This is a genomic window from Actinocatenispora thailandica (assembly GCF_016865425.1).
Lineage (GTDB): Bacteria > Actinomycetota > Actinomycetes > Mycobacteriales > Micromonosporaceae > Actinocatenispora > Actinocatenispora thailandica.
Genome location: NZ_AP023355.1, coordinates 2,483,164 through 2,496,690, shown reverse-complemented (window position 1 = coordinate 2,496,690; position 13,527 = coordinate 2,483,164). Strand labels below are relative to the sequence as shown.

Genomic DNA, 13,527 nt, shown 5'->3' with positions numbered 1-13,527 from the left:
GCGGCAGGCCGCGCCCAAGCTAGAGATCGCGGGCGAAGGACAGGCAGTCCGGCTCGTCGGCGTAGTAGCCGTAGTTCGGGATCCGCCGGTAGCCGAGCTTGCCGTACAGCGCGATCGCCTCCGGCTGCTTACCGCCGGTCTCCAGGATGATCCGGGTTCGGCCGGCGCGGCGGGCGTCCGCCTCGACCGCGGCCAGTACCGCGGTCGCCACCCCGGTGCCGCGCGCCGCCGGCACGGTGTACATCCGCTTCAGCTCCGCGGTGCCGTCCCCGTGCGAGCGCCAGGCACCGCACCCGACCGGCGTCTCGCCCCGGTAGGCGACCAGGAACGCGCCGTTCGGCGCGGCGAAGTCGGCCGGATCGACGGGCGTCTCGTCGCCCTCCCCGCCGTACCGGGAGCCCAGGTCGGCCAGCGCCTGCGCCACCAGTTGCCGGGCCACCGGCTCGGTGAAGCCGACCCGCTCGATGTGCAGCGCCGCGGTGGTGATGTCGTCGATCGTCACCCCGCCATTCCAGCAGCACCCCGGCGCGTTCGGCGAGCGGATTCGGCCAACGTGACGAGCGCCGCCGGTCAGCGGAAGTGGTCCCAGCCGCCGCGGCCGGTGAACGGTTCACCGTCGACGGTCAAGCCGCTGCCCGCGGTGACGGCACCGATCACCCGCCAGTCGGCGGTCAGCACGCTGCCGGCCGGGAACGTCGCCACCAGCGCGTGGTCCTCGCCGCCGGTCAGCACCCACTCGTACGGGTCGACGCCGAGCGCCCGGGCCGCGTCCACCATCTGCTCCGGCAGCTCGAACCGCTCCCGCCGGACGTCGATCGCGACGCCGCTGGCGTCGGCGACGTGGCCCAGGTCGGCGAGCAGCCCGTCCGAGACGTCGATCATCGCGGTGGCGCCCTGCCGGGCCGCGACCGGACCGCACTGGTACGGCACGAGCGGCCGGCGGTGCGCGTCCACCAGCGCCCGCGGCGACCGGAACCCGCGGGACAGCACGGTGAAACCGGCCGCCGCCCAGCCGAGCCGGCCGGCCAGCGCCACCTGGTCGCCGGGCTGCGCACCGGACCGGGTCACCGGCGCGACCCCGCGCAGGTCACCCAGCGCGGTCACCGAGACGGTCAGCGTGGGGCTGGCCACCATGTCACCGCCGACCACGCTCGCACCGACCAGCGCCGCCTCCGCGGCGAGCCCGTCGGCGAGCTGCTCGGCCCACTCCACCGGCAGCTCCGGCGGCGCAGACAGCCCGACCACCAGCGCGGTCGGGGTGGCGCCCATCGCGGCGATGTCGGCCAGGTTGGCACCGGCCGCGCGGTGCCCGACGTCTGTCGCCGAGGACCAGTCGCGGCGGAAGTGCCGGCCGTCGACCAGCACGTCGGTACTGACCACCACCCGGTTGTCGGAGGTGGTCACCACGGCCGCGTCGTCGCCGGGGCCGAGCAGGCAGGTCGGGCCCGGCGCCAGGCGCGCGGTGACCCGCTCGATCAGGCCGAATTCCCCCATCTCGGCAACCGTCACTGCAGGGCTCCTCCGATCGCCGGCGGTGGATGCGCGCCGCCGCCGCTGTCGGCCGCTGTCGTCGGCTTGCTCGCATCCTGCCACTCGCGGCCAACCCAGGCGGTACGGAGGTCGACACGGTGCGCGCACCGTACGGTACGTTCTTTTCGGCCGGCAGTTCCGTCGGAGGAAGGGCACCCGTCGTGGTCCAGGCGTACATCCTCATCCAGACCGAGGTCGGCAAGACGCACGACGTGGCGACCGCGATCGGCGGCGTCGACGGCGTGGTCCGGGTCGACTCGGTCACCGGGCCGTACGACGTGATCGCGCTCGCCGAGAAGCACACCGTCGACGAGCTCGGCAAGGCCGTCGTCAGCAAGGTCCAGTCGGTCGAGGGCATCACCCGGACCCTGACCTGCCCGGTGGTGCATCTCTAGCCGCGCCGGGCCGATCGCGGCGGCCCCCGGGCGGGCGGGCAGAATCTGCACCCGAATCCACCCGAGCTTTCGCCGGAGGTGTCCTCGGTGGCCGACGCCGACTCCCGCGCCGCGGCACGGACCGCGACGCTGATCGCCCTGCCGCTCGCCCTGATCGCCGGGGCGCTCGCGTTCTGGCTGCTCGGCGGGCTCGGCGGCGGCAACGGGGGCAAGCAGGCGGCCGGTTCGGCGAGCCCCCAGCCGACCACCACGGTGCGGATGCCGGCGCCGTCCCTCGCGGCCACCCCGGCCACCGTCTGCCGGGGGCTGATCGCCCAGCTGCCGGGCACCGTCCGGTCCGCCCGACGGCGCCCGGTGTCGGACGGCGCCGAGCAGAACGCCGCGTACGGCCAGCCGGCGCTGCGGGTGGCCTGCGGCGTCGCCGCGCCGAAGGTGGCCGAGACCGCCACCGTCTACCAGCTGTCCGGCGTCTGCTACCTGGCCGCCAAGCAGTCGGACGGATCGAGCGTGTGGACCACCGTCGACCGCACCGTGCCGGTGGCGATCACGGTCCCCGCGTCGTACTCGGGGCCGGGCAGTGGGCGGCGGAGTTCTCCGACCCGATCGCCGGCTCGGTGCCGTCGTCGGACACGGCTCCGTCCGGCTGTCACTGACCCGGCGCCGTTCGGCTGCCGCCTGCGTCGCGCCGGCGGGATGTCACCGGCGAGCTCCGGACCGCCGCGGTCAGCCGTGCTCGGCGCGGCGGTGCAGGGCGGTACGGATCAGCCTTGAGACCAGCTTCGGATAGTCCAGGCCGCTTCTGGCCCACATCTTCGGGAACGCCGACGCCGCGGTGAACCCCGGCATCGTGTTGATCTCGTTGACCACCACGTCCAGCTCGGGTGTGACGAAGAAGTCGACCCGGGCCAGCCCGGCGCAGTCCAGGGCGGTGAACGCCCGGCACGCGGTACGGCGGATCTCGTCGACGACGTGCTCCGGCAGCCGCGGCGGGATGTCCAGCTCCGGCTCGTCGAGGTACTTCGCCTCCAGGTCGTACCAGCTGTGCCGGGAGTCGATGTGCACCTCGGCGGGCAGGCTCGCCTCCGGCTCCCCGCCGTACTCGCCCTCCAGGACACCGCACTCGATCTCGCGGACGCCGGTGAACGCCGCCTCCACCAGAACCTTCGAGTCGATCTCCCGGGCGGTGGCCACCGCCGCCGGCAGCTGCGCCCAGTCGTCGACCCGGGTGATACCGACCGAGGAGCCGGCCCGGGACGGCTTGACGAACACCGGCAGGCCCAGCCTGGCCATGTCGGCCTCGGTCAGCGACTGGCCGGTCCGCAACACCGCGTACTCCCCGACCGGCAGCCCGTCGGCGGCCATCAGCTTCTTGGTGAACTCCTTGTCCATGCAGGCCGCCGAGGCGAACACGCCGGCGCCGACGTAGGGCAGGCCGGCCATCTCCAGCAGCCCCTGGATGGTGCCGTCCTCGCCGTACGCGCCGTGCAGCACCGGCAGCACCACGTCGACGTCCGCCAGCGCCGCGGCGCCCTGCGCCGGGTCCAGCGCCACGATCCGGCCGCCGGAACCGGCCGGCAACGCCACCTCGGTACCCGCGCCATCGGTGATCTCCGGGAACTGCCGGCCGCGGATCGCCAGCTCGCTCGGATCGCCGTCGGTGAGCAGCCAACGGCCCTGCCGGGTGATGCCGACCGGCACCACCTCGAACTCGTCCGGGTCGATCGCGGACAGCACGCTGCCGGCGCTGACCGCGGACACGGCATGCTCGCTGCTGCGACCGCCGAACACGACGGCGACGCGTGGTCTGCGTGGCGTAGTCACGCCCCCGGACATTACTCGACGTGCTCGCCGTGGCAGCGACGCATCGGGCGATACCACCGTCTCGGGGCGCGCCGGTGACCGCCCGTCGCCGCGGGACCAAGGTCCCGGTCACGGTGACCGTTGGCACCTGGTACGGCACCGGTGCCCGATTGTTGACTGGAGACCGTTGTCGCCGTCGGGCTCGCCGTTCGGGCCGAGGAGGTCGTCACCATGGCTGCGTCCGGTAACGGTCTGATCGTGGTCGGCGTGGACGGATCGACCACCTCGATCGCCGCGCTGCGCTGGGCTGCCTCGGAGGCGTCCCGGCGGGCGGGCGGACTGCTCGCGGTCCGGGCGATCGGCGGCGGCGAACCGACCGCACAGCTGGCCGCCGAGCGCGCCGTGCTGGCCGCCTCGGTACGGGCCGGCCTCGGCGCCGAGCCCCCGGTGCCGGTGGCCGAGCGGATCGTCGCGGCGCCGCCCCACCAGGCACTGCTCGGCGCGGCCCGGGACGCGGACCTGATCGTCGTCGGCTCCCGCGGCCACTCCGGGCTGCTCGGCCGCATCCTCGGCTCCACCGCGATCTCGGTGGCCCGGACCGCCTCGGTACCGGTCGTGGTGGTGCCGGCGGCGGATGTCCCGCACGAACCGGACGAGGCAGGATCGACCGGGCAGACCGGCACGGACGCGACCGATCCCGGCGTCGGTCCGGCCACCGGCGCCGCGGCGCCGGGTGCGGCCGGCCGGCACACCGTGGCAGCCCCGGCGGGCACTGCCCGTACCCTGACCGTGTGATCCGGGTTTTCCTGCTTGACGACCACGAGCTCGTCCGGCGCGGTCTGATCGATCTGCTCGCCGGCGAACCCGATGTCGAGATCGCCGGCGAGGCCGGCACCGCGCGGCAGGCGCTGGACCGGGTACCGGCAGTGCGCCCGGACGTGGCGATCCTGGACGTGCGGCTGCCCGACGGAGACGGCGTCGAGGTCTGCCGCGAGCTGCGCAGCCAGCTGGCGGACCTGCGGTGTCTGATCCTCACCTCGTACAACGACGACGACGCGCTGGTGCGCGCGGTGCTCGCCGGCGCGTCCGGGTACGTGCTCAAGGACATCCTCGGCAACGACCTGGTCGACGCGGTGCGTACCGTCGCCGGCGGGGGCTCGCTGCTGGACCCGACGGCCGCCGGCGCGCTGATGGAGGCGATGCGGCGCCGCGCGGACCCGGACGATCCGCTGGCCGAGCTGACCGCGCAGGAACGCAACATCCTGCGGCTGATCGGTGACGGGCTGACCAACCGGCAGATCGGTGAACGGCTGTTCCTCGCCGAGAAGACGGTCAAGAACTACGTCTCGAACGTGTTCACCAAGCTCGGGCTCAACCGCCGCACCCAGGCCGCGGTGCTCGCCACCCGGATCTGGCCCCGGCCGGAACGGTGAGGCCCGCGCGGATGGGCCAGGGCGTGCCCTAGGCGTGCAGCGGGACCTGCCAGACCACGACGGTGCCGCCGTCGGCCCGGGCCGCGGCGGTCATCTCGCCGCCCAGCGACAGCGCCCGCTCCGCGAGGTTGCGCAGGCCACTGCGGCGGCCACCGGCCGGCAGCCCGACACCGTTGTCGGCCACGGTCAGAGCCAGCCGACCGGCGCCGACCGCCAGCTCCACGTCGGCGCGGCCGGCCCGCGCGTGCCGGGCGACGTTGGCGAGCAACTCGCGGACCGCGGCGACGAGGTGCTCGCGCAGCCGGACCGGCAGTTCGACGTCCGGGCTGAGATCGAACCGCACGATCGGTGCGAACCCCAGGGCGTCGGCGGCCTGGTCGGTGACCGACAGCAGGGCCGACCGGACGTCCTCCACGGTGCCGGCCGGCGGCTCCTCCAGCTGGTAGATCGTGGCGCGGATCTGGCGCACCGTCTCGTCCAGGTCACCGACCGCGCGCAGCAGCCGCTCCTGCACCTCCGGCAGCACCACCATCCGGGCGGTGCCCTGCAGCAGCATGCCGGTCGCGAACACCCGCTGGATCACCTGGTCGTGCAGGTCGTGCGCGATGCGTTCGCGGTCCGCGTACAGCGCGACCTGCTCGCGCCAGGTGCGCTCCCGGGCCAGCCGCAGCGCCACCGCCGCCTGGCTGGCGAACGTCTCCAGCATCCGCAACGCCACCGCCGGGAACGGTGACCGGCCGCGGAGCCGGCTGACCATCACCACCCCGAGCGCGTCGTCGGCCAGCCCCAGCGGTACCAGGGCGCACGGGCCGACCGGTGGCAGTGTCTCGGACAGCCAGGGCGCCCGCCGGGTGTCCTCCCACATGTCCGCCACCACCACCGGGGTACCGGAACGGAACACGTCACCGGCCCGGGACGCGTCCATCGGCAGTACCCGGCCCAGCGTGCTCTCCGCCTCGACCCCGTCGGCGGTACGGATGACCATGTGCTCGCGGGTCTGGTCGACGTGGAAAACCACGGCGAAGTCGGCGTCGGTCAACCGGCGAGCGGTGCGGATGATCGTGGTGAGCTGGCTGTCCGGGTCGGTGCCGGCGAGCAGGTGATGGGTCAGCCGGTAGTTCGCCGCGAGCCAGCGCTCCTGCTCCCGGCTCGTCTCGTACCGCCGGGCGTTGAGCAACGCGATCGAGGCCGCGGCGGCGAACAACGCGAGCAGGCTCTCGTCGTCGGAGTCGAACGGCCGCCCGTCACGCCGGTCGGCGAGGTACAGGCTGCCCAGGGTGCGGCGGCCGTCGCCGATCGGCACCCCGACGAACGACCGCATCGGCGGATGGTGCGGCGGGAAACCCGCCGCGGCGGGGTGCCGGCCGACGTCGTCGATCCGCAGTGGCGCCGAGCGGCGGCGCGGCTCGCCGAGCAGACCGTGCCCGTCCGGGGACGGGCCGATCCGGGCGGCCTGCTCGGCATCGATGCCGGTCCACACGAAGTGCTCCAGGCGGCCGTCGGTGCCGCGCACCCCGAGTGCGCCGTAGCGGGCGCCGATCTGTTCGGCGGCGAGGTCGACGACCCGTTGCAGCACCACCGACAGGTCCAGCTCGCCGGCGATCGCCACCATCGCGACCAGCAGCTCGACGAAGCGCCCGCGACGCCTGGTGCGGTTGGAGTCGGCGGCCGGCCCGCCGGGCGAGCCCTGCCCGGCTCCCGCGTCCGGCGAGTAAGTCATCGACGCAGTGTGTCATCCGGCGGCGAGCCCGGCGCGCAGATCCTCGATCAGGTCCGCCGGGTCCTCGCAGCCGACGGACAGCCTGATCAGCCCGGCCGGGACCGGGTCGCCGAACTGGGCGCGCCGGTCGGCCGAGGAGTGCAGGCCACCGAAGCTGGTGGCGTTCGCGACCAGCTTCGTGGCCCGCAGGAACGCCGTCGCGGCCGCCTCGTCGGGCAGCTCGAACGTGACCAGACCGGGCATCCGGGCCAGCTGCCGGCGGGCCATCGGGTCCAGCCCCGGCCAGCGCAGCCCGGTCACCTCCGGCCGGCCGGACAGGAACTCCACGACCGCGGCGGCGTTGGCCTCCTGCCGGCCCAGCCGCAGCTCCAGGGTGGCCAGCGACCGGTGCGCGAGCCACGCCTCGAACGGTCCGCAGATCGCCCCGGTCATCGCCCGCCAGCCCCGCAGCCGGTCGGCGAGGCCCGGGTCGGCGGTCGCAACATAGCCGAGCAGCAGGTCGGAGTGGCCGGTCAGCGCCTTGGTACCGGAGGCGACGACCACGTCCGCGCCGAGTTCGAGTGGTCGCTGCCCCAACGGCGTAGCCGTCGTGTTGTCGACCGCGAGCAGTGCACCGGCATCACGGGACATCGCCGCGACGGCGGCGATGTCACACACCGCGAGCCCCGGATTCGCCGGCGTCTCCAGCAGCACCAGCCGCGGCGCGTGCCCGGCGAGCCGGTACGGCCCCGGTGTCGGCACCTGGTGCACCGCGACGCCCCGCCCGGCCAGCACCGTGTCGGCGAACTCGCGGACCTTGAAGTACCCGTCGGAGGGCAGGACCAGGGTGTCGCCCGCGCCGAGGGTGGCGAACAGCAGGCCGGTGATGGCCGCCATCCCGGAGGCGAAGGCGACGACCTCGCCGCCCTCCAGCGTGCCGATCGCCTGCTCCAGCGCGCGTACGGTCGGGTTGTCGGCCCGGCCGTACGCGTCGGCGCCGGTCGGCCCCTCGGCGGCGAGGTGGTACGGCGCGGCCAGCACCGGACCGGCCCGAAACGGCGCACCGGGCGTCGGCGCCGGCGCACCGGCATGTATCACCCGGGTCGCGTCCCGGTAGCCGGCCGGGTCCGCCACGCGCCGCTCGCCGGGGCCCGGCCGGTCCGGCCCGACCGCGCCGGAGGTACCCATCACTCCGCCTTCATGTCCCGGCTCATCAGCTCGCGCACCGCCACCGACGGCGGCACCTGCTCGTAGCAGACCCGCTCGACCTGCTCGGTGATCGGCATCTCCACCCGGTACCGGTGCGCCAGGTCACGGATCGACCGGCAGCTCTTGACGCCCTCGGCGGTCTGCCGGGTGGCGCGCTGCGCGGCGGCGAGGCTGTCGCCTCGGCCGAGGTACTCGCCGAACCGGTGGTTGCGCGACAGCGGCGACGAGCAGGTGGCGACCAGGTCGCCGAGACCGGCCAGGCCGGAGAAGGTCCGCGGGTCGGCGCCGAGCCGCTCCCCCAGCCGGGAGGTCTCGGCCAGCCCCCGGGTGATCAGCGTCGCCTTGGTGTTGTCGCCGAGTCCCAGCCCGGAGGCCATCCCGTAGGCCAGTGCGATGACGTTCTTGACCGCGCCGCCGATCTCGCACCCGACCACGTCGGTGTTGGTGTACGGCCGGAAGTACGGTGCCGCGACCGCCCGCTGCACCAGCTCCGCGCGGGCCAGGTCGGTGCAGGCGACCACGGCCGCGGTCGGCTGGCCGTGCGCGATCTCCGGCGCCAGGTTCGGGCCGGTGACCACCACGACCTGATCGGTCGGGATGCCGGTGACCTCGGCGATCACCTCGCTCATCCGCAGCGAGGTGTTCAGCTCGATGCCCTTGGCCAGGCTGACGATGCTGGCCGCCGGATCCAGCAGCGGCTTCCAGGCGACCAGGTTGTCGCGCAGCGCCTGGCTCGGCGTGGCGAGCACCACCAGGTCGACGCCGTCCAGCGCGGTCGCCGGGTCGGTGGTGGCGGTGACCGCATCCGGCAGCCGTACCTCGGGCACGTAGTCCGGGTTGGTGTGGGTGTCGTTGATCGCCTCGGCGACCTCGGCCCGCCGGGCGAGGATGCGCACCTCGCGGCCGGCGTCGGCGAGCACCTTGCCGAACGTGGTACCCCACGAGCCGGCGCTGAGCACCGCCGCGCGCTTGATCTCGGTCATCGTCCGCCTTCGCCGTCGGGGGTGGCCGGCCGCCTCGGCGGCCATGCGTACAGCTGCTCGGGTGGCTGCTCGTCGCGAAGTTCGGTGAGCAGTTCCCGGATGCGGTACATGATCGCGTCGGACAGGCCGGTCAGCAGCGTCCGGTCCGGTTCGCCGCCGGCGGCCCGTTCGCGCCAGCCGGACAGGTCCATCGGCGGGCCGGCCAGCACGCTGACCGGGGTACGCGGCCGGGGCCGCACCGTGTGCGCCACCGGGTCCTGCAGCCGCTGCGCACCCCACTGCGCCACCGGGATCACCGGCGCGCCGGTGGTCAGCGCCAGCCGGGCCACGCCGGTACGGCCGTGCATCGGCCAGAAGTCCGGGTCCCGGGTGGTGGTGCCCTCCGGGTACACCACGACGACGTGGCCGTCGCGCAGCGCGGCGGCCGCCTCGTCCACCGAGCGGGCCGCGTCGATGCTGCCCCGGTGCACCGGGATCTGGCCGGTGCTGCGCAGCGCCGGACCCATCAGCGGCACCTGCAACACGCTCGCCTTGGTCAGGAACCGTGGCACCCGACCGGTCGCGTACACGAACCGGGCCATCACCATCGGGTCGACCTGAGAGATGTGGTTCGCGGCCACGATCGCGCCGCCGGTGGCCGGGATGTGCTCGGCGCCCTGCCAGGTGTGTCGACTGAAAACGGTGAGCGTGGAGTTGATCACCCCCATGCCGACCCGCACCCAGAAACCTCGACGCGCCACCGCACCTCCCACCCAGTCACCGTACCCGTGCCCACGATGATGCCCGCCCGACCGCGGAGCCCCGACGCGGGCCGCCCGACCCGTACACCGCCGCCGTGCCCGGGGCCCGGTGGCCACGGACGGCCACGGACGGCCACGGACGGTACGGACCGCACGGGCGGCGCAAGCGGCACGGACCGCACGAACGGCGCAGACGGCGCAGAAGCGCAGCCGGCGACCCGCGCGGGCGGGACGCACACCGACGTACCGGTACGGTCGGGACATGCAGGGAACGGTGGCGAGCTTCGAGCAGGACACCGGTGCCGGTACGGCGGTGCTGGACGACGGCAGCCGGGTGGCGTTCGACGCGGCGGCGTTCGCCGCCGGCGGGCTCCGCCACCTGCGGCCCGGCCAGCGGGTCCGGCTGGACACCGGCGAGCAGGGCCGGGTCGAGCGGGTCACCCTGGTGACGATGCCCTGACCGCTCACCGGCTCGGCTCGTCACGGTGCCGTTGACCGGTGTTTCTCGCTCGTTCAGCCGGATCGGGCCATGATGAAGCCATGACGCACGCCAGCGAGGAGAGCACCCGTACGGGCGACCGGTCGACGCGGCGCGGCGCCAGCACGCGGCCCGCCGCGGCGCCACGGCAGCCAGGGCCGGAGCCGGCCACGGCACCTCTGCGCGGCGCGCCCGACGGCAGCGCCGGCCCGTCGCGGGCCGGCGCCGAGCCGCCGGCCCGCGACGGCGGGGCCGAACGCGCCGCCGGCAGCACCGCCGTGCGCAGCACGGAGCCGAGCGACCGAGCGGAGCTGCCGGACGGCCGGTTCCTCAATCGCGAGCTGTCCTGGCTGGACTTCAACGCCCGGGTGCTCACCCTGGCCGAGGACCGGGACCAGCCGCTGCTGGAACGGGCGAAGTTCCTGGCGATCTTCGCAAGCAACCTGGACGAGTTCTACATGGTGCGCGTCGCCGGGCTGCAGCGCCGGTTGTCCACCGGCCTGACCCTGCGCACGCCGGACCGGATGCCGCCGCGGGAGCAGCTGGAACGGATCAGCCAGCGCGCCGCGGAGCTGGTCGGCCGGCACTCCCGGTGCTTCGCCGACGACGTCCGGCCGGCGCTGGCGCGGGCCGGGGTGCGGATCCTGCGCTGGTCCGAGCTGACCGCCGACGACCAGGAGCGGCTCCGCGGGTACTTCCGTGACCAGGTGTTCCCGGTGCTCACGCCGCTCGCGGTGGACCCGGCGCACCCGTTCCCGTACATCTCGGGGTTGTCGCTGAACCTCGCGGTGCTGGTACGGGCGGCGGACGGCAGCGGCGAGCGGTTCGCCCGGGTGAAGGTGCCGAACAACGTGCCGCGGTTCGTCACGGTGCAACGGCCCAACGCCGGCCGCTCGGCGTTCCTGCCGGTGGAGGACCTGATCGCGGCCCACCTCGACCAGCTGTTCCCGGGCATGGACGTGGTCGACCACCACGTCTTCCGGGTCACCCGCAACGCCGACCTGGAGGTCGAGGAGGACCGGGACGAGGACCTGCTGCAGGCGATGGAGCGCGAGCTGGCACAGCGCCGGTTCGGCCCGCCGGTGCGGCTGGAGGTGGCGTCCACGATCTCCGACCACGTGCTCGACCTGCTGGTCCGGGAGCTCGACATGACCTCGCAGGACGTGCTGCGGGTGCCCGGGCTGCTGGATCTGACCGCGCTGTGGCAGATCTACGACGCGGCCGACCGGGACGACCTGACCGATCAGCCGTTCGTCCCGGCGACGCCGGCGGCGTTCAGCGAGGGCGAGACACCGAAGAGCGTGTTCGCCACGCTGCGCGGCGGCGACGTGCTGGTGCACCATCCGTACCACTCGTTCTCCACCACCGTGCAGCGGTTCATCGAGCAGGCCGCCGAGGATCCGGGCGTGCTCGCGATCAAGCAGACGCTGTACCGCACCTCCGGCGACTCGCCGATCGTCGACGCGCTGGTGACCGCCGCCGAGGCGGGCAAGCAGGTGGTCGCGGTGGTGGAGATCAAGGCCCGGTTCGACGAGGAGGCCAACATCTCCTGGGCGCGCAAGCTGGAGCAGGCCGGCTGCCACGTGATGTACGGGCTGGTCGGGCTGAAGACGCACGCGAAGATGGCGCTGGTGGTGCGCGCCGAGGCGGGTGGCATCCGGCGCTACTGCCACATCGGCACCGGCAACTACAACCCGAAGACCGCCCGCACCTACGAGGACTTCGGCCTGTTCACCGCCGACCCGGAGGTCGGCGCGGACGCCACCGACCTGTTCAACGTGCTGACCGGGTACTCCCGGCAGACGAGCTACCGGCGGCTGCTGGTGGCGCCGCAGGGGGTGCGGGCCGGCATCATCGACCGGATCGAGCGGCAGGCCGACCGGGTCCGGGCGGGCAAGCCGGCCCGCATCCAGTGCAAGGTCAACTCGATCGTGGACGAGCGGGTGATCGACGCGCTGTACCGGGCCAGCCGCGCCGGGGTACGCATCGACCTGATGGTGCGCGGCATCTGCGCACTGCGGCCGGGGGTGCCGGACCTGTCGGAGAACATCCGGGTCCGCTCGACGCTCGGCCGGTTCCTGGAGCATTCGCGCATCTTCCGCTTCACCGCCGACGGCTTCGACGAGTTCTGGATCGGTTCGGCCGATCTGATGCACCGCAACCTGGATCGGCGGGTGGAGGCGCTGGTGCAGGTGACCGACGCCGCCGCGCAGGCCGAGCTGGCCGGGGTGCTGGATCTCGCGATGGCCGACAGCACCGGCGGGTTCGAACTCAACCCGGACGGGTCGTGGACCCGGCGCAACGGTGGCCTGAACGACATGCAGGCGGTGCTGCTGCGCGAAACCGTCGACGAGACCTGACAGGGTGACGGCGATGTCCACACGGCTGATCCGGGCTGCCGGCGGCCTGGTCTGGCGCGAGGGGCCGGCCGGGGTCGAGGTGGCCCTGGTGCACCGGCCCCGCTACGACGACTGGTCGCTGCCGAAGGGCAAGCTGGACCGGGGCGAGCATCCACTGGTCGCCGCCTGCCGGGAGGTGGCCGAGGAGTCGGCGTTACGGCCGGTGCCCGGCGTCCGGCTGCCGTCGGTGCGCTACCGGGTGGCCGGGCCCGGCGGCGCGGCCGACAAGGTGGTCGACTTCTGGTCGATGGCGGCGGGCGACGGCGCCGGCTTCACCCCCAACGACGAGGTGGACCAGCTGCGGTGGGTACGGCTGGACCGGGCGCCGGCCGTCCTGACCGACGACGACTACCTGCCGGTGCTGGCGGCGTTCGCCGCGCTGCCCCGGATCACCGCGACGGTCCTGCTGGTACGGCATGCCAGCGCCGGTCGGGCGGACGAGTGGGACGGCGCGGACGAGCTGCGGCCGCTGGACGACTCCGGTGTCGCGACCGCGAACCGGCTGGCCACGCTGCTGCCGCTGTTCGCCCCGGTTCGGCTGCTCACCGCGACGCCGCTGCGGTGCGTCCAGACGATCGAGCCGAGCGCACGCCGGTTGCGGCGCGAGCCCAGCACCGCGCCGGTGTTCGACGAGGTGCGGCACGATCCGCTGGGCGCGGTGCAGCGGGTGCGGCGGCTGGCCGACCTGGGTGGCGCCAGCGTGGTCGCCAGCCAGGGCGGCATCATCCCCGCCACCCTGGACGTACTGGTCCATCAGGACGGTGTCACCCTGGCGGATCCGAGCACCCCGAAGGGCGCGGTGTGGGTGCTGTCCTTCGCCGCCGACCGGCTGGCCGCCGTCGACCTGCTGCGCCCGTGACC

Annotated in this window: 14 protein-coding genes; 7 read left to right on the top strand and 7 right to left on the bottom strand. The window is 74.1% G+C overall.

Going from position 1 to position 13,527, the window contains the following annotated elements; genetic code table 11:
• Positions 1-19 precede the first annotated feature (19 nt).
• Both Athai_RS11085 and Athai_RS11080 read right to left on the bottom strand, forming a co-directional pair.
• Positions 20-472 (bottom strand): GNAT family N-acetyltransferase, encoded by a 453-nt coding sequence (locus tag Athai_RS11085; protein WP_203965524.1) that lies wholly within the window; start codon positions 470-472, stop codon positions 20-22.
• A 98-nt stretch (positions 473-570) separates the two neighbouring features.
• Complete coding sequence (locus Athai_RS11080) at positions 571-1,509, bottom strand: thiamine-phosphate kinase (RefSeq protein WP_203961424.1); 939 nt, start codon at positions 1,507-1,509, stop codon at positions 571-573.
• Positions 1,510-1,691: 182 nt separating this feature from the next.
• Between Athai_RS11080 and Athai_RS11075 the strand changes: the two genes are divergently transcribed.
• Positions 1,692-1,925 (top strand): Lrp/AsnC ligand binding domain-containing protein, encoded by a 234-nt coding sequence (locus Athai_RS11075; protein ID WP_203965523.1) that lies wholly within the window; start codon positions 1,692-1,694, stop codon positions 1,923-1,925.
• A gap of 87 nt (positions 1,926-2,012) precedes the next feature.
• Positions 2,013-2,696 (top strand): DUF3515 family protein, encoded by a 684-nt coding sequence (locus tag Athai_RS11070; RefSeq protein ID WP_203961423.1) that lies wholly within the window; start codon positions 2,013-2,015, stop codon positions 2,694-2,696.
• Here Athai_RS11070 and Athai_RS11065 read toward each other — a convergent pair.
• Positions 2,649-3,746, bottom strand: coding sequence for a D-alanine--D-alanine ligase family protein (locus Athai_RS11065; RefSeq protein WP_275422420.1), 1,098 nt, complete (start codon positions 3,744-3,746; stop codon positions 2,649-2,651). The two genes, Athai_RS11070 and Athai_RS11065, sit on opposite strands and share 48 nt — an antisense overlap.
• Positions 3,747-3,956: 210 nt before the next feature.
• On the opposite strand from Athai_RS11065, the gene Athai_RS11060 reads away from it, so the two are divergent.
• Both Athai_RS11060 and Athai_RS11055 read left to right on the top strand, forming a co-directional pair.
• Positions 3,957-4,520 carry a universal stress protein gene (locus Athai_RS11060; protein WP_203961421.1) on the top strand — a complete coding sequence of 188 codons (564 nt, stop codon included), beginning with the start codon at positions 3,957-3,959 and terminating at the stop codon, positions 4,518-4,520.
• On the top strand, positions 4,517-5,158 hold the full coding sequence (locus tag Athai_RS11055) for a response regulator (RefSeq protein WP_203961420.1): 642 nt from the start codon (positions 4,517-4,519) through the stop codon (positions 5,156-5,158). Before Athai_RS11060 ends, Athai_RS11055 begins: the two co-directional genes overlap by 4 nt.
• Before the next feature lie 28 nt (positions 5,159-5,186).
• On the opposite strand, the gene Athai_RS11050 is transcribed toward Athai_RS11055, so the two are convergent.
• Genes Athai_RS11050 through Athai_RS11035 form a run of 4 tightly spaced genes read right to left on the bottom strand, consistent with a single transcriptional unit; the run spans position 5,187 to position 9,789 of the window.
• Positions 5,187-6,878, bottom strand: coding sequence for a GAF domain-containing sensor histidine kinase (locus Athai_RS11050; RefSeq protein WP_203961419.1), 1,692 nt, complete (start codon positions 6,876-6,878; stop codon positions 5,187-5,189).
• Between the two features lie 12 nt (positions 6,879-6,890).
• On the bottom strand, positions 6,891-8,045 hold the full coding sequence (locus tag Athai_RS11045) for a cystathionine gamma-lyase (RefSeq protein ID WP_203961418.1): 1,155 nt from the start codon (positions 8,043-8,045) through the stop codon (positions 6,891-6,893).
• Complete coding sequence (locus Athai_RS11040) at positions 8,045-9,049, bottom strand: NAD(P)H-dependent glycerol-3-phosphate dehydrogenase (protein WP_203961417.1); 1,005 nt, start codon at positions 9,047-9,049, stop codon at positions 8,045-8,047. The genes Athai_RS11045 and Athai_RS11040 overlap by 1 nt, the downstream gene beginning before the upstream one ends.
• Positions 9,046-9,789: a lysophospholipid acyltransferase family protein gene (locus Athai_RS11035; RefSeq protein WP_239156866.1), complete on the bottom strand. Its 744-nt coding sequence runs from the start codon at positions 9,787-9,789 to the stop codon at positions 9,046-9,048. Before Athai_RS11035 ends, Athai_RS11040 begins: the two co-directional genes overlap by 4 nt.
• 262 nt (positions 9,790-10,051) lie before the next feature.
• On the opposite strand from Athai_RS11035, the gene Athai_RS11030 reads away from it, so the two are divergent.
• The 3 genes from Athai_RS11030 to Athai_RS11020 all read left to right on the top strand — a co-directional run bounded on the left by Athai_RS11030 (position 10,052) and on the right by Athai_RS11020 (position 13,525).
• The gene (locus Athai_RS11030) at positions 10,052-10,249 is read left to right on the top strand and encodes a cold-shock protein (RefSeq protein WP_203961416.1); all 198 of its coding nucleotides are present in this window, start codon (positions 10,052-10,054) and stop codon (positions 10,247-10,249) included.
• Between the two features lie 80 nt (positions 10,250-10,329).
• On the top strand, positions 10,330-12,627 hold the full coding sequence (locus Athai_RS11025; protein ID WP_203961415.1) for an RNA degradosome polyphosphate kinase: 2,298 nt from the start codon (positions 10,330-10,332) through the stop codon (positions 12,625-12,627).
• 13 nt (positions 12,628-12,640) lie between these two features.
• Entirely contained in the window at positions 12,641-13,525 is an 885-nt protein-coding gene (locus Athai_RS11020) for an NUDIX hydrolase (RefSeq protein WP_203961414.1), read from the top strand.
• Positions 13,526-13,527: the final 2 nt, after the last annotated feature.